This is a genomic window from Novosphingobium sp. GW821-FHT09E05 (assembly GCF_059416165.1).
In genome coordinates this window covers 13187-32455 of the sequence record NZ_JBWKOQ010000005.1, presented here as the reverse complement: position 1 = coordinate 32455, position 19269 = coordinate 13187, and the positions used below count along the sequence as shown (strand labels likewise).

The 19269-nt window shown below is 64.2% G+C and carries 13 protein-coding genes; 4 read left to right on the top strand and 9 right to left on the bottom strand.

What is annotated here, in order from left to right:
* Positions 1-2: 2 nt before the first annotated feature.
* The 4 genes from AC07M9_RS17685 to AC07M9_RS17670 form a co-directional block, all read right to left on the bottom strand.
* Complete coding sequence (locus AC07M9_RS17685; RefSeq protein ID WP_494885528.1) at positions 3-1682, bottom strand: amidohydrolase; 1680 nt, start codon at positions 1680-1682, stop codon at positions 3-5.
* 91 nt (positions 1683-1773) lie between these two features.
* The gene (locus AC07M9_RS17680) at positions 1774-2364 is read right to left on the bottom strand and encodes an FMN-binding negative transcriptional regulator (protein WP_494885526.1); all 591 of its coding nucleotides are present in this window, start codon (positions 2362-2364) and stop codon (positions 1774-1776) included.
* Positions 2361-3269, bottom strand: coding sequence for a hydroxymethylglutaryl-CoA lyase (locus AC07M9_RS17675; RefSeq protein WP_494885525.1), 909 nt, complete (start codon positions 3267-3269; stop codon positions 2361-2363). Before AC07M9_RS17675 ends, AC07M9_RS17680 begins: the two co-directional genes overlap by 4 nt.
* Positions 3266-4549: a hydroxymethylglutaryl-CoA reductase, degradative gene (locus AC07M9_RS17670; RefSeq protein ID WP_494885523.1), complete on the bottom strand. Its 1284-nt coding sequence runs from the start codon at positions 4547-4549 to the stop codon at positions 3266-3268. The genes AC07M9_RS17675 and AC07M9_RS17670 overlap by 4 nt, the downstream gene beginning before the upstream one ends.
* A gap of 179 nt (positions 4550-4728) precedes the next feature.
* Here AC07M9_RS17670 and AC07M9_RS17665 point away from each other — a divergent pair, with 179 nt between their 5' ends.
* On the top strand, positions 4729-6099 hold the full coding sequence (locus AC07M9_RS17665; protein ID WP_494885521.1) for an aminotransferase-like domain-containing protein: 1371 nt from the start codon (positions 4729-4731) through the stop codon (positions 6097-6099).
* Positions 6100-6127: 28 nt separating this feature from the next.
* Here the strand turns inward: AC07M9_RS17665 and AC07M9_RS17660 are convergent, their stop codons facing one another.
* From AC07M9_RS17660 to AC07M9_RS17645, 4 genes are read right to left on the bottom strand one after another with little or no spacing between them, the layout of a single operon-like run.
* Complete coding sequence (locus AC07M9_RS17660; protein ID WP_494885519.1) at positions 6128-6880, bottom strand: enoyl-CoA hydratase/isomerase family protein; 753 nt, start codon at positions 6878-6880, stop codon at positions 6128-6130.
* A gap of 1 nt (position 6881) precedes the next feature.
* The gene (locus tag AC07M9_RS17655) at positions 6882-8129 is read right to left on the bottom strand and encodes a CaiB/BaiF CoA transferase family protein (RefSeq protein WP_494885517.1); all 1248 of its coding nucleotides are present in this window, start codon (positions 8127-8129) and stop codon (positions 6882-6884) included.
* On the bottom strand, positions 8129-9730 hold the full coding sequence (locus AC07M9_RS17650) for an MFS transporter (protein WP_494885760.1): 1602 nt from the start codon (positions 9728-9730) through the stop codon (positions 8129-8131). The genes AC07M9_RS17655 and AC07M9_RS17650 overlap by 1 nt, the downstream gene beginning before the upstream one ends.
* A 52-nt stretch (positions 9731-9782) precedes the next feature.
* Entirely contained in the window at positions 9783-11840 is a 2058-nt protein-coding gene (locus tag AC07M9_RS17645) for a TonB-dependent receptor (RefSeq protein ID WP_494885515.1), read from the bottom strand.
* A 633-nt stretch (positions 11841-12473) separates the two neighbouring features.
* Between AC07M9_RS17645 and AC07M9_RS17640 the strand changes: the two genes are divergently transcribed.
* On the top strand, positions 12474-14600 hold the full coding sequence (locus AC07M9_RS17640) for a TonB-dependent siderophore receptor (protein ID WP_494885513.1): 2127 nt from the start codon (positions 12474-12476) through the stop codon (positions 14598-14600).
* A 223-nt stretch (positions 14601-14823) separates the two neighbouring features.
* Here the strand turns inward: AC07M9_RS17640 and AC07M9_RS17635 are convergent, their stop codons facing one another.
* Entirely contained in the window at positions 14824-15786 is a 963-nt protein-coding gene (locus tag AC07M9_RS17635) for a LysR family transcriptional regulator (protein ID WP_494885511.1), read from the bottom strand.
* Positions 15787-15867: 81 nt separating this feature from the next.
* On the opposite strand from AC07M9_RS17635, the gene AC07M9_RS17630 reads away from it, so the two are divergent.
* Together AC07M9_RS17630 and AC07M9_RS17625 are read left to right on the top strand one after the other, a co-directional pair.
* Complete coding sequence (locus tag AC07M9_RS17630; protein ID WP_494885509.1) at positions 15868-16632, top strand: class I SAM-dependent methyltransferase; 765 nt, start codon at positions 15868-15870, stop codon at positions 16630-16632.
* A 318-nt stretch (positions 16633-16950) separates the two neighbouring features.
* Positions 16951-19266: a TonB-dependent receptor gene (locus tag AC07M9_RS17625; protein ID WP_494885507.1), complete on the top strand. Its 2316-nt coding sequence runs from the start codon at positions 16951-16953 to the stop codon at positions 19264-19266.
* Positions 19267-19269: the final 3 nt, after the last annotated feature.

Below are 19269 nucleotides of genomic sequence, written 5' to 3'. Positions count from 1 at the left end.
CGTCAATCGTTGTGCGCCGCCGGCGACGTATAGCGTTCCTGGCCATCGACAAAGGTGCGCAATACCTGCGTCTTGAGATACTGGCCGGGAGCCTCCGTCAACAAGTCGCGATCGAGCACCACGAGATCGGCCAGATAGCCCGGTGCGATCCGCCCCATCCGATCCTCGGTGAAGCCGGCAAAGGCCGCGGTGCGGGTGTAGGCGGTCAGCGTCTGCTCGATCGAGATGCGTTGTTCGGGATGCCAGCCGTTCGGATTTGCGCCGTCGATCGTGTGCCGCTGGACCGCCGCGTCGATCCCCGTCAGCGGATCGATCGGCGCGACCGGCCAGTCGGAACCGAAGCAGGTCGTGACGCCCGCCTGGAGCAAGGTCTTGAAGGCATAAGTGCGGGAGAGCCGTTCCTCGCCGATCCGCTTCACCGCCCAGCGCCCGTCGTCGATGGCATGATAGGGCTGGACCGACGCTATGACCTGTTCGCGCGCCATCCGCGTCCAGGCGCCCGGGCTGAGATGCTGGGCATGTTCGATCCGGAAGCGCCGATCGCGACGGCCGTTGCGGCGCTCCGCGTCGCGGTAGATATCGAGCACGACGTCATTCGCCTCGTCGCCGATGGCGTGGGTGGTGACGGCGAGTTTCGCCGCATCCGCCGCCGGGATCCAGCGCTTCATATCATCCACCCTGGTGGTCCAGACACCGTGCTGGCCTGGTGCGTCGAGATAAGGCTCATAGAAACGCGCGGTCCGCGCACCGAGCGACCCGTCGGATACGCATTTGAGCGCGCCCCAACGCACCCAATCGTCGCCCTTGCCTTCTGCCTTGACCAGAGCGGCCATGCGCTCCCAATCGGCAAGGGGCACGAACGAATAGAACCGCAGCCCGGTCGGCCCCTTCTCCCGCAGGCGTCTCGCGGCGTCCTGCACGGACCAGTCGATCTCGGTATTGTGGATCTGCGCCACGCCCTTGCTGAGCGCATTGTCGATTCCCCGGCGCATATACTGCTCGGTCATGGCCTCGCTTGGAGGCGGAATCGTTCCGAAGACCCGCGTCGTGGCATTATCCTTGAGCACGCCGGTGGGCTCGCCGCGTTCGTCGCGTTCGATCACCCCACCGGCAATATCGGGCGTATTGCGGTCGATACCGACCAGCCGCAGCGCTGCGGAGTTGAGGAACAGCGAATGCAGGTCGGTACGCGGGATCGCCACCGGTGTATCGGGGGAAACGGCGTCGATCCATTCCTTGCGCGGCAGTTGCCCGCCCATTCGCTGTTCGTCCCATGGCCCGCCGGTCAGCCACTGCCCCCTGGACAAATCGCGCACCGCAGCGCCGATCCGCGCGACGAACTCATCGCGCGATCGCACCTCGAGAAGGTCGGGTTGAGTAAGCATCACCGATCCTCGCAGGAAATGCGTATGGCAATCGGTGAAGGCCGGCATGACGAACGCCCCGCGGCAATCGATCACCCGCGTACCTCTGCCCGTGGCGGAACGCACAGCGCGGCTGCCCAGCGCGGCGATACGATTGCCGGCAATTCCGACCGCATCCGACATTCCCCCGCCGCCGGTCCACACGCGCGCGTTGATCAGGGCAACATCGAGCATGCGCGCGGCGGCGAACGCCGGCCCGCACAGCAGCGCCACCGCTCCTGAAACGACGAAACCGCGGCGGGTAATCTCATGAGACATCAAGATACTTCCTAATGTTAACCGATGCGAAGGGACAGAAAACGGCGCGGGACCATAGTCGCCCGATCCGAAGGAGTTGTCCCTATCATAATCAGGATACGGTTTCGTCCCGCTGCTCCATCATCGAGCGGGCCAGGCGATGGTCGCCCAGTGCGGCGATGATCTCGTCGAAGCTTTGGCGGTCCTCGTCCTGCCCGAGCTTGAAGCGGGCGGTCTGGCTGCGAACGGAAGCACGGAATGCAGCGACGTGCGCCACCATTCCTGCGTACCGCGCGCCAACCTGCTCCACGCGCCACGAATCCTCCATGCGCTCGACCAGCGCGCGAATGGCTGCGTCATTCTGCTCGGGCTGGAATTCGATTTCCACTTCGAACTGCGCGAACTGATAATTCCATGTCGGCGCCCAGCCGGGCTTGGACACCATGCCTGGCCCGATGTAGCCATGCGGGCCCAGGAAGGTGATCTGCGCGGCAGGGTTTTGCTCGGCCCGCGCGCAATGCGGGTTGCTTCGCGCGAAATGACCGACGAACTCGTGAACCGTACCCTCCTCGTCGCAGGTGACCAGCAACGGCAGCGGGGTTGCGACATAGCCTTGGTCATCGTGGGTCGTGACCACGCCCAGGATTTCGGTTTCGATCAGCCGGACTACATCTCGTGCATGCCGGGGGGCGAACAAACTCATGGCTTGCCTTTCGATCGCCGCGCGGAAAACGTCTTGGAGCGTATCGCGACCCCGATCTCGTCCGCAACGAATTGCACCGCGTCCAGCAACGGGACCATCGAAACGCCGGTCACGATGTTCAGCCCGTCGAGCATGTAGAGGAGATCTTCCGTCGCCAGGTTGCCGCTGGCGCCCTCTGCATAGGGGCATCCGCCGAGCCCGCCTGCGGCGCTGTCTACCACAGCCACGCCCGTCTCGAGACAGGCCAGCACATTGGCCAGTGCCTGGCCGTAGGTGTCGTGAAAATGCAGCGCCAGCCGCTCAACCGGCACGACTTCGGCTACCACGCGCACCATCTCCTGCGCCTGCTGCGGCGTGCCGACGCCGATCGTATCTCCCAACGAAACCTCGTAGCATCCCAGCGATGTCAGGCGTGCGGCGAGCGTCGCGACCGTGTTCACCGGTACCGCGCCCTCGTAAGGGCAGCCCAGCGCGCAGGAAGCATAGCCCCGCACGCGTATCCCGTGTGACGCCGCCATGCTCGCCACCTCCGCCGCCCGATCGAGCGAGGCTTCGATGGAACTGTTGATGTTGCGCTGGCTGAAGCTCTCGGTCGCGGAAACGAAAACGGCGACCTCGCGCGCGCCCGCTTCGATCGCCGCCCTCATTCCGACGGCATTGGGGACGAGGACGGGGAAGCGGGTACCCTCAACCTTGGCGATGCCGTGAAGGACCGCATCGGTATGCGCCATTTGCGGCACCGCGCGCGGCGAGACGAAGCTGCCGGCCTCGACTATTCGCAAGCCGCTGGCCGCCAGGGCGTCGATCAGCGCGATGCGTTGCGGGACCGGGACGATATTCCCCTCGTTCTGCAAGCCGTCGCGCGGACCGACTTCAACGATGGCAACCCTTGCCGGTCGCGTCATTGCCGGCGCAGCTCGGCGAGCACGCGGCCGGCGGCATCTTCGTTGATTGCCTTTTCCGCGACGATCCGCCGAGCGACCATGGCCACTTCATCACCTACCGCGCCTGCCGCAAAGGCGATATTCTGCGCGTGCAACGACATATGGCCTTTCTGGATGCCGTCGGTCGCCAACGCCTTCATCGCGCCGAAATTCTGCGCAAGCCCGACTGCGGCGATGATACGCGCCAGTTGCTCCGCCGACGACACCTGCATGATCTTGAGCAATGCGCGCGCAGTGGGGTGGATCCTGACCGCGCCGCCGACCAGACCGACCGCAAGCGGCATTTCCAGCATACCCGCCAGATCGCCCTGCGCCGTGACTTCCCAGCCCGAAAGGCTACGGTATCGGCCGGTCCGGGCGGCGAAGGCATGTGCTCCAGATTCCACGGCGCGGGTATCATTGCCCGTCGCGAGCACCACCGCTGAAATGCCGTTCATGATGCCCTTGTTGTGGGTCGCGGCGCGATAGGGATCGTTGTCGGCGAACTGATAGGCAGCGACCATCGCATCGCGGACCTTCTCGCCGCCGATCGCCTCGCACGTCCAGGTTGCGCGCGCGCGTACCACCCGGCGGTCGGCAAGGTTCGAGAGGATGCGCAACAGCGCATTGCCCCCGGTCCAGCGGGCGAGATCGGGCGCGAGCCGTTCAGCCATGGTGTTGACCGCATTGGCCCCCATCGCATCGCGGGTATCGACGACGATATGGGTAACGACCATCGCCCCGACCGGAGTTTCAACGATGCGCACTTCCAGGGAACGGAAGCCGCCCCCGAGCCCGACCAGCACGGGATCGCAGGCGTCGCAGATCTGGGCGATCTCTGCCTGGCGCTCGAGAATGACCAGCCGGGCCCGTTGCGGATCGGGAATATCGAGCAGCTGGATCTGCGCGATCATCTCCGTCCCGGACATCGAAGTGACGAAACCACCCGTTCCGTAGCATTGGCGCGCGGAGTTGCCGACGGCGGCGACGACAGAGGATTCCTCGGTCGCCATTGGCACCAGGACATCGCGGCCATCGACCTTCAGATTTGTCGCGATGCCGACGGGGATCGCGATGGTCGTCACGAAATTCTCGATCATGTGGTCGCCCAGTTGCCCGTCGATGTTCGACGGCGCGGCGAGCTGATCGCGCTCGGCCTGCTCCAACCCTGCGAATCCGACGATGTGATCGATCCGCTCTTCGATGCTCAACTTATGGAACCCCGAAATCCGGGACGTCTTCCCGCTTGCCTCTTCGGTCACTGCCGCTCCTTTTTACGATGTCCCCGACGTTGCGCCCGCCCCCCATCCAGCCGAAATTCGATCGGCGGACGTCCCGGGCGACGCACTTTCGGACATTACCGATGCACACCGGAATTAGGCAGGTACAATTGGGGACGATATGATAGGGACGAGGGGACAATACTCCGCTGGGACCCTGCATGGCGCCACCTCCGCTGAAGATCGATTTCGTCATCAACAGCATCATGATGCAACTGCGCGCCGGAACGCTGCGCCCGGGCCAGCGCCTGCCCTCGATCCGAGACGAAGCGCAGCGCTTCGGCGTCGGCAAGAACACGGTCGTCGAAGCGTATCTGCGGCTCGTCAGCCAAGGACTGCTGCAGGCCAAGCCCGGTTCGGGCTATTATGTCGTGCACGCGCCGGCCGTCACCGCCAGCGAACGTATCATTCCACCGGCGACCGTGACGGACCGCGTCTCGTTGCTCGCCGAACAGCTCGATCGCCACCTGCCGATCCGTCCGGGCGACGGCAGGCCGCCCAGCGAATGGCTCGAGACGTCGGAGCTGCGTCGCTACCTCGCCTACCAGCGTTTCCAGGAAGGCGATTCGTACAATTCAAGCTGGGGTCATGCCCCCTTGCGCAATCGTCTCTGCGGCGCGCTCGCGGAGCGCGGCATCGCGTGCCGCGACAACCAGCTGTTCATGACCCACGGCGCCAACCATGCGATGGACCTGGTGATCCGCCGTTATGTCTCCCCGGGCGACAACGTGCTGGTCGACGATCCCGGCTACTATCCCCTACTCGCCAAACTGGCACTGGCCGGTGCCAACCCCGTCGGCGTCGCCCGCCGGCACGACGGACCCGATATCGCCGATCTGGAAGCCAAGGCGCAAAGGAGCGGCGCGCGCCTGTTCTTCACGCAATCGCTCGCGCACAATCCCACCGGCGGCTCGATCACTCTTGGCGGCGCCTACTCAGTCCTGCGCATTGCCACGCAGTACGATTTCCTGGTCGTGGAAGACGATCCCTTCGCGGACATCCTGCCCTACAGCGCGCCGCGCCTCGCCGCGCTCGATCAGCTCGATCGCGTGATCTATATCGGCACGTTCTCCAAGACGCTCGCCGGCAGTCTGCGGACGGGTTATCTGGCCGCCTCGCCCCGGCTGGCGGCGGAGCTGAACGAACTGAAGGTCGTGACCACGGTCTCGACTTCGGCGCATGACGAAAGACTGATCTATCAGCTGATCGAGCACGGCCACTACCTCAAGCACCTGCGCCGTCTGCGGGCAAGGGCCAGCAAGGCCACCGCGGAAAGCGTCAAGGCGCTGGAAGACTGCGGCTTCGAGATAAAGCGTCCGGTGGGCGGCGGCTTCTACTTGTGGATCGATCTACCCGATCACATGGCCGACGAAAGTCTCGTACAGGATGCCGTGGCGGCGGGGATCTTCATCGCCCCCGCTATCAACTTCTCGACATCGAAAAATCCAAGGCCGGCAATGCGCGTCAACGTGGCCTACGGCGCCGACCCCGCATTCCTGTCCTGGCTTCGCGAAAAGGCGGCCGGCGGATAGAACGCAACCGGCTCCGCCGATCATGCCCTCAGGCCGAGCGGTTGGCAAAGCGGGCGAGCCCCGACAGCGACGCCTCGCTCGTGAAAGTCCGCTGGCCGAGGACCGCCTCGCGCGCGAATGCCTCGTCGATCGGGAGGTCATAGAGGGTCAACGCGGCCTCCTTGATCGTCTGAACCGCAACCGGGTTTCTTGCCGCCATCTGCTCGGCCAGAGCCATTGCCGCAGGTTCGACCTCGCCGGCAGGCAGCACCTGGTTGACCACGCCGCGCTCCCGCATCTCGGCAGCGGTGAAACGGCGTCCGGACAACATGATCTCCATGGCGTGGGCGTAGGCGATCTGCCGGGTCAGGCGCACCAGCGTGCCGCCTGCAGGCACGAAGCCGTGCGAGACTTCGGGCAACTGGAATACGGCGTCCTCGGCCGCGATCCTAAGATCGGTCGCCAGCATGATCTCGAAGCCTCCGCCCAGGCACATGCCGCGCACTGCCGCCACGATCGGCTTGAAGAAGCCCCCGGTCTTGAGATGCGCCGGGTCCCATTCGCTGATGTCGAACCGGCCCGATGCCAGTGCCGGGATCGATTCCGTCAGGTCCGCGCCGACGCAGAACGCCCGCTCGCCCGAGCCCGCCAGCACGACGGCGTTGACGCGATCGTCCCGCCCGATCTCCGCGAAGGCCCGGCCGAGGTCCTCGTACATCGCCAGCGTGAGCGCATTGAGCTTTTCGGGGCGTGCGAAGCGGACCGTCGCGACCGAACCGTCGCGAACCAGTTCTATTCCCATTTCAGGCGTCCTTGGGGCAAAGCACGGCGATCTCCGCCGCCGACAGGCCGAGCAGGTCGGCGAACACGCTCTGGTTGTGTTCGCCGAGCGTCGGCGCTGCCGCGTGCGGCTGCACCGGCACGTTGGAAAGCGTGATCGGGAGGCCCAGCATCGCCACCTGGCGATCGCCCATCGGCACGTCGACGATCATCCCGCGTGCCGCGATGTGCGGATCGGCGACGACCTCGTCGATCGTCTTGATCGCGCTGAGCGGCACCTCGTCTCCGGCCATGGCCTCCAGCTCCGCCTTGGTGTGGCGCGCGAACCAGCGGTTGAGCAGCTGCTTGACGACCCCCTCGTAAGTAGCCGTCTCGAACCGCTTCTCCATCGTGTCGATCCGCGGATCGCGGGCCATTTCAGGCTCGCCGAAGAGCGCGCAGGTGATCGTCCAGAACTTGTCGGTATAGCCGCCGAAGAAGATGTAGCCGTCCGCGCAGGGGAACTGGCCATAGGGCCGCACGAAAGGATGATCGTTGCCCAGCGGCCCGGCGACTTCGTTGGCGACGGTGTAGCGCACCACCGCGTTCTCGGTAAGCGAAAGCACGGAATCCTGCTGCGAGATGTCGACCACCTGGCCGACCCCGGTACGCTCCGCCTCGCGCAGGGCGGCAAGCGTCCCGGTGGCGGCATAGAGCGACGCCGACAGATCGCCGATGATGGTGCCGACGCGCACCGGCGGCTGATCGGCATAGCCGTTCATCGACCACAGGCCGCCCGACGCCTGGCCGCTGTTGTCGTAGCCGGGCCGGTTGGCGTTCGGCCCCGTGCGCCCGTAACCGCTGATGGCGGTATAGACGAGGCGCGGGTTCACCTCTCGCAACACGTCGTAGCCGACGCCCAACTTATCCATGACGCCGGGACGGAAATTCTCGACGAGGATGTCGGCCCGCTCGACGAGCTTGAGAAACGCCTGCCGCCCCGCCTCGCTGCGCAAATCCAGCAGAACGCCCTGCTTGTTGCGGTTGTACTGGGCGTAGAAGGCGCTGGCCGGACCGGTATCGGTCTCCACCATCGGCGGAAAGGAGCGCGTGTAATCGGGATCGTTCGGGTTCTCGACCTTGATGACGGTAGCGCCCATGTCTGCCAGCATCATCGCGCAATAGGGACCGGCGACGACCCGGGTGACGTCGACGACCAGAATGCCGGACAGCGGTCCCTGGCGCGGCTGCGGCTGCAGTTGGCCTTCTCGGCCCCCAGTGATCCCCGTCATCATTCGTCCTTCACCAGATCGCGCTCACGCAGCATGAACACCGTCACCGCCAGGGCCATCGCAACCACGCCCCAGCTATACCACAGCCCCGCATAGGGATTTCCACTGCGAACAACGATGTATTGCTCGAAAAAGGGCAGCATGCCCCCAAAATAGCCGGTGCCCAAGTGATAGGGGATCGACATGGAACTGTAGCGGATCCGTGCCGGGAAGAGTTCGGTCAACAGTGCCGCCACCGGCCCATAGGTCAGGCCGGACAGGGCGGTGAGCAACATGATCGCGAGGAAGATCACCGCCATGCTGCCGATGCCCGGGCTTACCGTGCCCAGCGGATAGCCCGCGTCCGTGAGCCGGGCGCCAAGCGTGTCATCCGTCGAATAAGGCACCCGCGCATCGCCGATGGCGATGTCGACCTGGGGCGCCTCCCGCACGCTGTATCCGACCCCGCGCTTGGACAGGTAGTCGAGAGCGCGCGCGCATCCACTTGCCTGTACCTTGGCGAACGGGTCGAAGGCGCAGTGGGGGCCGGACACGACGACGGGCGCGGTTCTTGCGGCATCGGTCAGCGCCGGATTTGCCGCGGCACCCATCAGCCAGAACAGGGGGAACAACAAGATCAGCGTGAGTACGTAACCGGTGACGAGCAGGCGCTTGCGACCGATCCGGTCGGAGAGGTCCCCGGCCAGAATGAAGAAGCCGATGCCCAGGACCGCGCTAGCGCCGACGATGACCTGCGCCACAGTCTCGTCGACGTGCATCGCGTTGCGCAGGAATCCCAGCGTCGAGAACATCGCCGTGAACCAGATCACCGTCAGCCCGGCCGCAACGCCGAACAGCGCGACGGTCAGCCGACGCACATTGCCGGGATAGGTGAAACTCTCCAGGAACGGGTTCTTCGATATCGTCCCGCTGGCCTTCATCGCCTGGAACACCGGGCTTTCCGAAAGCCGCAGGCGCATCCACAGCGAGATCGCCAGCAGGACAAGCGAAAGCAGGAACGGAATACGCCAGCCCCACGTGCTCCATAGCTGCGCCGACATCGTCCCCTTGCATGCCAGCACGGCGACCAGGCTGAGGAAGAACCCGGCCCCGACCCCCGCCTGGATGAAGCTGGTGAAAAAGCCGCGCCGACCGGCGGGCGCATGCTCGGCAACATAGATCGCGGCGCCGCCGTATTCCCCGCCCAGCGCCAGGCCCTGGACGACCCGCATCAGGAGAATAAGCGCCGGTGCCAGCCAGCCGATCGCCGCATAGGACGGGACGAGGCCGACCCCCGCGGTCGCCAGCCCCATCAGCACTATGGTGAGGATGAAGGTATGCTTGCGGCCGAAACGGTCGCCGAAATAGCCGAACACGATCGCGCCAAGCGGCCGGAACCCGAAACCGACCGCGAACCCTGCCCAGGCCAGCAGGGTCTGCAACTGTTCGTTGCCGGACGGGAAGAACGTCCGCCCGATGATCCCGGACGCTGCCAGCGTGCCGTATATGAAGAAATCATACCATTCGAACAGTGTGCCGAGCGACGATGCGGCCACCACCGAGCGGACGTCCCGCGCGGATGGAGTTTGCACATGCCGCGCGATCTCTTTTGTCGTTGCCATACATCCCCTGCATTCGAGATGCCGGTCGACCCTTGGCCGACCGGCTCGCCGATTATCTGTATTCGAGCTGAAGACCGAAGGTCCGCGGGCGAACGCGGGCATCGAAGTCGCGCGTCGCGATGCCCGCGGCGCCGATGATGACGTGGTTCTGGTTGGTGACGTTGTCGACGAAGATCGTCGCACGCAGATGGTCGGTCGCCTCGACCGCAAGCCGGGTGCTGCCGATAAGCTGGCTTTGGCCGCGCGCGATCAGCCGTACGCCTCCGCTGACCGTGCGGTCCTCCTGCGGCGAGGTGTAGTTCAGCGCGCCCGACAGATGCGCCTCGCGGTCACCGATCGAGAAAGCATAGTCCGCCGAACCCGCGATCGTCGCGGCGGGCGAGCGGTTGAGCCGGTCCCCCTTTTCGAACAGCGTCGCCCCTTGCGAGATGACCGGCGCGTCCAGCCTCAGGTCATTCCAGTTGCCCGCCACCGTCAGCGTCAGGGCCGAAAGGACACGGGCCGAAATCTTGGCATCGACACCGAAACCGCTGGCCGAACTGCCGTTGACCAGCGCCGTCACGACCGCCTGGTTGAACGGAATGCGCAGGGACTGCTGCACATCCTGCCAATCGATATAGTAGAGCGCGGTCTCGAACTGAACCGTGTTGCCGAACAGGCCGGTCTTCAGGCCCACCTCGTAATTGTGCAGCCGGTCGGGCTTCAGCGTGGGGAAGCTGGCGGGCACCAGGCCCTGGAACTGGATCGCCCCGCTGCGGAAGCCCTGCGAATAGGAGAGATAGGCGTTGGTGTGGTCGTTCGGCAGCCAGCTGACGACGGCGCGCGGGGTGACGGCGCTGAAGTTGGCCTTGACGGGCGCCGCGACCGGCACTTCGGCGCGGGCCGAGACGCGATCCTTGAAGTAGCGCAGGCCGCCCGTCAGACGAAGCTGTCCGATTTCCTGCGTCGCCTCGCCGAACACCGCGAAAGCGCTCGATTTGTCGATGCCGGTGTAGTTGAAGAAATTGGGGTCGGTCGCCTGGATCAGTGCATCGCGCGCCGAACGGTAGCTTCCCCCCACGCTCCAGTTGAGCGAGCTGGAATTGTCCGAACTGATCGTCGTTTCGTTGCTGAAGATCTTGGTCTTGAACTCGCTCGTCAGCGTCGTGTTGAAGATGGTGCCCGCGTAGTCGAAGATGCCGTTGTTATCGAGCGTCAGGTAGCCGGTCGAGTTCGAGATCGTCACCCCATCGAGCTGGTATGCGATCTTCAGCCCGAGCGCATCGTAATCGATGGACATCGGCTCCGGCACGCGGGTGTTGCGGAAGTAGTCCGCCGTACCGACCGAGGGACCACCGTAGTTGTCACGCGCGCGCCAGTACGAGAAGTCGACCCGCAACTCGTCGGTCGGCTGGAAACCGACCTTCGCGCGCACCGAGAAATTGCGCGAGTTGTTGAAGTTCTCCTTGTCCGGCCGATCCAGCCAGCCGTCGTTGTCGGTATAGCCGGCAACGAGGCGAATCCCGAGCTTGTCCTGGACGATCGGCACGTTGATCATGCCATCGCCGCGATAGTTGAACGATCCGTGCTCGGTATAGGAACCGGAGACCCTGGCCTTCATGTCCACCTTGGTCAGGTCCGCGTCGTTGGTCAGGACCCGCACCACGCCGTTCAGCGCGCTGGCCCCGTACAACGTCCCTTGAGGTCCGCGCAGCACTTCCACGCGCTGAAGGTCGAAAGCGTTCGAATCCGGCGCGATGGCCGATTTGACGAAGCTGAACGGCACCGTGTCGAGATAATAGCTGACCGGGTTGGAGCCGTTGAGCGTCGGCGCGTTGGCGGTAACGCCGCGCACTGTCACGCCCGTGCCGCCGCCCTGATAATACTGGCTGGTCGTGACGCCCGGCACCGATCGCAGCGCCTCCGCGACACCCTCTGCCGATGAGGTATCGAGGGATGCGCCGGTCAGGACGCCGATGGAAATCGGAACCTTGGTCAAGGTTTCCTCGCGCCTCTGCGAGGTCACGACGATTTCGGTGCCTGCTCCCGCATCGGTCCCTGCCGCCTGCGCCACCGCCGCGACCGGGCTCAACAACGCTGGTACGACAAGTACGCAGGAAACACCGGACATCAACCGACTAATCAAATGAACCATAAGTTGCCCCCAAATAGAGATTGCGATCCGCAGTCTCGACCACGCCCGGATTGGCTATCGCCATTTACCGGACACGCACAAAATTCCTCCGCTCCTGATCCAGCGCGACAAGCCCTGGTCAGGCGGCCTTATCGGATGGTCCGCCTCGGCAATCGAAAGCTACATAAGGGCCTGATATCTCCTCAGGGACAGTTTTACCCTGATACGAGGAGATCGTACCTATTTCGCATAAGGTACGATTTGGTCAATTCTGCGCCGACAGGTATCTGGATCATCTCCTGCGCAAACGCGGATGAGCGACCAGCAGGTAGGGTCCAAGTTCCGAAAAAATCCGGTCGAAATGGTCCGGTATCACGCGAAAATGCGCGAGAAACCTGGACCTGTCGACCTCATGACCATGCAACCGAGCCCTCGAGCCCAAGCCTACCGATGAGCGAAAATCACACGCCGGCGCACGTTTTCCGAATCTCTCGTCATGTCAGCAGATTGCCGCCGCCGCAGGTTGATCGAAAGGGAGACAGTGCCGCATCCGACTGGATGAATTGATAATCGCTTGCAATAGCAAGTCTGCGCGGTAGGGAGCCTCGCAACATTGAACGGGGAATCCATATGTCGATCACGCTTGCATTGCTGGCCGCCACTGCTGCGGCACCGGTAGAAGCCGCCGAAGCCACTAACGCCGTAGACGATCAGATCATCGTCACCGGCCAGCGGACCGAGGGCCAGGACGACTACGCGGTACGCAAGCAAACCACGACCTATCGTTTCCCTCTCAGCCAGCGCGAGACACCGCAGTCGGTCAGCGTGGTGACAAGGGCGCAGATCGAGGATTTCAAGCTCAACGACATCAACGACCTGCTGAAGACCGCGCCCGGCGTACAGGTCCAGGCCCAGGAAACCGACCGCATCTACTATTCGGCGCGCGGTTTCGACATCCAGACCTTCCAGACCGACGGCATCGGCCTGCCCTTCGCTTTCCAGGTCCAGACGGGCTCGATCGATACCGCCATCTACGACCATATCGACGTGGTCCGCGGCGCGCCCGGCCTGCTCTCTTCGACCGGCAATCCATCGGCGGTGATCAACTTCATCCGCAAGCGTCCGACCACGGAACTGCAGGCTTCCGCCAGCGCCCAGTACGGGTCGTTCGATCATGTGCGCATCGACGGTGACGTCTCGGTGCCGATAACGAAGGGTGGCGCCGTCCGCGCCCGCGCGGTGGGAGTCTACGACGACGGCGACAGCTATCTCGACCGTTATCACCTGCGCCGCTGGACGGGGTATGGCATCGTCGAGGCCGACCTCGGCCCGCAGACGACCCTGACGGCCGGCTACGCCCATCAGGATCACAAGAGCAATGGCGCCATGTGGGGCGCCGTGCCGATCTACTACACCGACGGCACCCGCATCGACCTCCCCCGCTCGGCCAACACCGGGCCGAGCTGGGCGGGCTGGCATGTCATCGACCGGCAGATATTTGGCGACCTCGTCCATCACTTCAACGACGACTGGCATGCCAAGCTCACCGTCATCCGCCGCGCCATCAGCGAGACTGACAAGCTGTTCTATGCCCTGGGCACGCCGGATCGCGCCACCGGCCTTGGTGTCTACGCCTTCCCCGGCGCGTATAAGGGCGAGACCCGCAACCTGACGCTCGACGCCTACGTCGCCGGCAAGGTGGCGCTGTTCGGGCGCCAACACGACGTAATGTTCGGCGTCAATCGCAGTGCGCAGCGCTACGAACAGGGTTCCAGCGCGGGTACGGGCGGCTTGATCTCGTTCGACGAGATTTACGACGGCAGCTTCGCCTATCCCAATTTCTCCAGCACCTACACCAACACCTTCACCCTCGGCCTCGACACCACGTCCAAGCGCGAGACGGTCTATGGCCTCTTGCGCCTCAACCTGGCCGATCCGCTGAAGGTCATGGTCGGCGGCAATTACACCCATGCCACGAGCGACGGATATTCCTACGGCGTGGTGATGAACTACGACCGGAACCGTTTCCTCCCGTTCGTTGGCGCAACGTTCGATCTTAACGACAACATCAGCGCGTACTCGAGCTATTCGACGATCTTCAAGCCGCAGACAGAGACGAGCACCACGCGGGAAATCATCGAGCCGATCACCGGCGACAACGTCGAGGCCGGCTTCAAGGGCGAGTGGTACGGCGGCCGCCTGAACGCCAGCGTCGCTGTGTTCCAGGCCCGCCAGAAGCATACGGCCGAGTCGGCGGGAGCGCTTCTGATTGATGGCGCGCTCGTTACGGTCTATCGCGGGGTGGACGCGAAATCGCAGGGTATCGAACTGGAGTTCGGCGGTCAGTTGCTGCCCGGTGTCCAGGCCACCGGCAGCTACACGCTGATGCGCATTCGCGGCGAGGATGACGAGGCGGTCCGCACGTTCGTGCCGCGCAATCTTGCAAAACTGAATCTCACGTATTCGCCCTCCTCGTTTGACCGGGTGAAGGTCGGCGTGTCGGCCCAGTACCAGAGCAGGATCTACCTCGAGCCGCTCGGCATCGTGTCCAGCACGACCGGTGAGCAGGTTCGGCTCGAGCAGAAGGGCTACGCGCTGGTCGACCTTTTCGCTAAATACGACCTGACGGAAAACATTTCGGTCAGCGCCAATCTGAAGAACCTGACCAACATGAAATACATCCAGGCCCTGAACTTCAACCAGGGCTACTATGGCGCACCGCGCACCATCCTTGGAACCATCAGCGCAAGATACTGAGGTATCCGCGGCCGGACCCGAGACCGCCGATGAGCAGTATCGGGTCCGGCCGGATTGGCCCGCTTCGGCATAGCCGGGGCGACCGGTTTCAGCCTGAGCGGCCGTTCAAACCGTGAGGAAGGAATGGCTTGAACTAACCCGAAGTCGTGCCTGGCTCGGCATTTTCGCGCCGCTTTCGGACGTTTTCCCTAGCGAAATTGTACCCCCAGTGACGCTGGTGCATTCATGCTGCCGGGGGAGCGCTTCGTACCACCGCCGACTTGTCAGACAGCGCTTGACCCTGCCGGACGATCTCATCGACCAATGCTGCTGCGTGACGGCTGAGTTTTGAAAAATCCGCCGCGCAAAGCAGCAGATGGCGCCGTGCCCAGCGGTCTGCCAATGGCACGATCTGCAACGCATCGGAACGGACGCGTTCCGCCGCCGCCAGCGGCAGAATGCCGATGCCGATACCCGCTTCGACCAGGCGGGCAACGCTTTCAAAGCTGCGCAGTCGGACCCGATAGGCGATCCTGCGTCCCAGCCCTGCCGCCTGGTCTGCCAGGTGTGAATGCAATGCGCCGGCGCTGAGACCGACGAAAGGTTGGTCGAGCAGTTCGGCGAAGCGGATCGATGATCTGTCCGCCAGAGGATGCTGCGACGGCAGCAGAACGACCAGGCGGTCCTCGACGACGATCACCGTCTCCAGGTTGCCCGGATCCGCCGAATCCGCAATCAATCCAAATTCAGCACGCCCTTCTGCTACGGCCGCGATGATGTCCGCGCTCGTGCGCTCCTCTATGTCGACGTCCACGTCCGGGTGCGCGGTCAGGAACACGCGGACGGCGGTGGGAAGCAGATCGACCAGCGCCGCCGTGTTCGACAACAGGCGAATGTTCCCTTTGAGGCCCGATGCGAAGGCGCCGAGATCGCCCCGCATGCGCTCCACCTGCGCCGTCACGATACGCGCGTGCATCAGCAGGGTGCGGCCTGCGGGCGTCGGCAGGACGCCGCGCCGGCCGCGTTCCAGCAAGGAAGTGCCAAGCACGGCTTCCATGCCGGTTATCCGCGCACTCGCCGAGGCCAGCGCCATGTGCGCGGCATTCGCTCCGTGGGAAATGCTGCCAGCCTCCACCACGGCGATGAAAAGGCGCAGGTCGGTGAGATCGAAACGCATGCAGCCTTCGTTATCACCGAAGGCTGCCATCGCATATCCCGCATTGCGGCGTTGGACGGCAACTTTCACAGGTCAGACCGGCAATGCACACAGAACAGGAACACAAACACCATGCAACGCGGGCACAACGCCATCGTGAACCAGCAGTTCGGCGGACAGGCGGACGCCTACGTTTCCAGCGCCGCACACTCCAGCGGCCCTGATCTGGAACGGCTGGCCCACATTGCGCAAGGCTGGGCGGGAGCAACCGTGCTCGACCTCGGGGCCGGTGGCGGGCATGTCTCCTACACCATCGCGCCGCACGTGGCGAAAGTCGTCGCCTCTGACCTGTCCCGATCGATGCTCGATGCGGTGGCGGCGCAGGCAGCCCGCCGGGGCCTTGGCAACATCGAAACCAGACAGGCAGCGGCAGAAGCGCTGCCCTTTGCGGATGGCGAATTCGACGCGGTGGTCTGCCGGATGAGTGCGCACCATTGGCAGGATCTCGACGCCGGTCTGCGCGAGGCGCGGCGGGTGCTGAAGACGGGATCGGCCGCGATCTTCATTGACGTCGTTTCGCCGGATCATCCTATGCTCGATACACATCTCCAGGCGGTGGAACTCCTGCGCGATCGCAGCCACGTCCGGGACTATGGGATGGCGCAATGGTCGGCAGCGCTTGGCCGTGCGGGGTTCGACCTGGGGTCTGTCTCCACTCATACCCTGGCGATGGACTTCGCTTCCTGGATAGGACGCATGCGCACACCCGACGCGCTGACCACCGCCATTCGTATGTTGCAAACGGGGGCCTGCGAGGAAGTCCGCAGCGCTTTCGCCATTCAGGATGATGGCAGTTTCACCATTCGCATCGCGACTTTCGAACTTACGGCCTCGTAGCGCCCCGCGCCGCATGCAACCCAGATGATGGGCAGCAGTGCCTCCGCCGCCAACGAAGGCTAAGCAATGCCTTGCTTCTCCCAACGCACACAGACCCATCGTCCAGCGGTCTCCGTCACCTTGGGCCGTTTTGCCGGCCCGCCGCTATCAGGGAAAGTCATATGCCAATGACAATAACTCTATTGAATGAGTAGACAATGACAGGCCTTAACCTCCGCCAAGGTCAGCTCGATCAACAAGGGGGTTTTCTTGAAGCGGTTTCATTCTCCGGCAGTACCGGCAAAGCGGCGCAGTGCACTCATCGGATCGGCGATGACCATGGCACTGACGGCAGCTCTTTCCGGGCAAGCCGCAGCTGCGGAGGCCGATACGGCCGACGCCGCGGACATTTCCGAAATTACCGTCACCGCCCGCTATCGCACCGAAAGTGCACAGGAAGTGCCGATCGCCATCTCCAGCATTTCGAGCCGCCAGCTGGAGGCGCAGGGCGCCACGTCGCTCAAGCAGATCGTCCAGCAGCTGCCCAGCCTCAACATCCAGGGCTTCAGCGGGCGCAACCAGACGATCACCATCCGGGGCCTGGGCACCAATGCCGGTGGCACCAACGACGGGCTGGAACAGGGTGTCGGCCTTTACGTCGACGGCGTCTATCGCCCGCGCACGGGTTCGGTCATCACCGACCTCATAGACATCGAGAGCATCCAGCTGCTGCGCGGGCCGCAGGGCACGCTGTTCGGCAAGAACACCGTCGCCGGCGCGATCGACATCAAGACGCGCGAGCCCGAGTTCGAAACCCAGGCACGCGCCGAGCTGAGCTATGGCAACTACAACCAGCTGCGCGGGTATTTCTCGTACAACGGCGTCGTCAACGACGCCCTCGCTTTCCGCGTCTCGTACCTGCGCACGCAGCGCGACGGGCTGATCTACAACACCACCCAGCGCCAGGACTGGGACAACCTCGACAACCACGCCGCGCGCTTCGACCTGCTCTACAAGCCGACCGATGCGTTCAAGCTGCGCGTGATCGCCGATTATTCGATCCAGAAGGGCGACGTCGGCTTCACCAGCGTCGCCGGCGTGCTGCCGACCGTGCGTGCGAACGGGTCGGAAGTGCGCGGCTTCTATCGCCGGGCCGCCGATGTCGGCTACGTGCCAGGCACCGTCAACGCCTTCGACCGCAAGACCGACATCGACAGCTCGCAATACGACGAGATGCCGAGCTGGGGCCTGCAGGCGCGCGCGGACTGGGACGTGGGGCCGCTGAACCTCACCTCGATCACCGCCTATCGTAACTGGAGGTGGGTGCCCAACTACGACGGCGACCAGTTCGGCGCCAACATCATCACCAACTCCGTCGTCGCCACCAAGCAGCAGCAGTTCAGCCAGGAACTGCGCGCCGCCTCCAAGGGCGAGCAGACCATCGACTACACTGCCGGCCTCTACTTCTTCTGGCAGGAAGCCGACGACGACGTGATCAACCTCTACGGCCGCGATGCGACGATCTGGCTGACCACCGCGAACACGCCCACTGCGGCGGTTTCGGCCCTGCCCGCCACGGTGTTCGACGGCCTGGTGTCCTACGCCCGCGTCGTGCCGGCGACCTACAGCTATGCCGCCTATGGCCAGGCGACGTGGAACATCTCGCCCTCGCTGCGACTGACCGGCGGCCTGCGTTATACCTACGAGCACAAGACCGGCCTCTACGATGCCTATGCGACCGGTGACTACGCGCCGCTTTCCAGCTTCGCTCCGGCGATCCAGGCGCAAGTTGCGGCGCTGCGCGCGGCTTATGCCCCCGCCGGATCGTACACCGCTTCGAAGAACACCAGCAACCTGTCGGGCACGGCGATCGCGGCCTACGACCTGTCGGACGATGTACACGCGTATGCGTCCTACTCGCGCGGGTACAAGTCGCCGGGCATCAACCTGGTCCGCCAGACGCTCGGCGTCGACATCTTCGTCAAGCCCGAGAAGGTCGACAACTACGAACTCGGCATCAAGACCCGCCTGCTGGGCGGCAAGGCGGAGTTCAACCTCGCGCTGTTCTGGGCCGATGCCAGCAACTACCAGGCCAACTTCGTCAACTACGCGGTGACCCCGGCCGTCGGCTACATCAGCAACGTCGGCAAGCTGCGCTCGCGCGGGGTCGAGGTGGATGCCCGTGCCCAGCCGCTCGAAGGGCTGACGGTGGGCGTCGCCGGCACGTACAACGACGCCAGTTACGTTTCCTACACGAACGCGCCGTCGCAGTACCTCTATTCGTATCTGCCTTCGCAGGACCTGTCGGGGCAGCGGGCCTCGGGCGCCTCCAAGTACGCGGCGACCGGCAACTTTGAATATACGCGCGGCCTGGGCACCGTGGATGCCTACGTCGGCGGCGACATCAGCTACCGCTCCGGCTTCTACGCGGCGGTCAACCTCGACCCGTTCAGCTACGTGGACGGCTACACGCTGGTCGGCCTGCACGGCGGCGTCCGCGCGCCCGACGACCGCTGGGAAGCCTCCCTCTGGGTCCGCAACCTGTTCAACAAGGACTATTTCAACACGCTGTCGGTCAGCGCCTCCAACGGCATCGTCCAGGGGGCCCTTGGCGAACCGCGCATGTACGGCGTGACGCTCAAGGGGCGTCTTTGAATT

Bases quoted from the DNA above. Each gene is read 5' to 3' on its own strand.
- AC07M9_RS17685 (WP_494885528.1), bottom strand. From the start codon at position 1,682: ATGTCTCATGAGATTACCCGCCGCGGTTTCGTCGTTTCAGGAGCGGTG.
- AC07M9_RS17680 (WP_494885526.1), bottom strand. From the start codon at position 2,364: ATGAGTTTGTTCGCCCCCCGGCATGCACGAGATGTAGTCCGGCTGATC.
- AC07M9_RS17675 (WP_494885525.1), bottom strand. From the start codon at position 3,269: ATGACGCGACCGGCAAGGGTTGCCATCGTTGAAGTCGGTCCGCGCGAC.
- AC07M9_RS17665 (WP_494885521.1), top strand. From the start codon at position 4,729: ATGGCGCCACCTCCGCTGAAGATCGATTTCGTCATCAACAGCATCATG.
- AC07M9_RS17660 (WP_494885519.1), bottom strand. From the start codon at position 6,880: ATGGGAATAGAACTGGTTCGCGACGGTTCGGTCGCGACGGTCCGCTTC.
- AC07M9_RS17655 (WP_494885517.1), bottom strand. From the start codon at position 8,129: ATGACGGGGATCACTGGGGGCCGAGAAGGCCAACTGCAGCCGCAGCCG.
- AC07M9_RS17650 (WP_494885760.1), bottom strand. From the start codon at position 9,730: ATGGCAACGACAAAAGAGATCGCGCGGCATGTGCAAACTCCATCCGCG.
- AC07M9_RS17645 (WP_494885515.1), bottom strand. From the start codon at position 11,840: ATGTCCGGTGTTTCCTGCGTACTTGTCGTACCAGCGTTGTTGAGCCCG.
- AC07M9_RS17640 (WP_494885513.1), top strand. From the start codon at position 12,474: ATGTCGATCACGCTTGCATTGCTGGCCGCCACTGCTGCGGCACCGGTA.
- AC07M9_RS17635 (WP_494885511.1), bottom strand. From the start codon at position 15,786: ATGGCAGCCTTCGGTGATAACGAAGGCTGCATGCGTTTCGATCTCACC.
- AC07M9_RS17630 (WP_494885509.1), top strand. From the start codon at position 15,868: ATGCAACGCGGGCACAACGCCATCGTGAACCAGCAGTTCGGCGGACAG.
- AC07M9_RS17625 (WP_494885507.1), top strand. From the start codon at position 16,951: ATGGCACTGACGGCAGCTCTTTCCGGGCAAGCCGCAGCTGCGGAGGCC.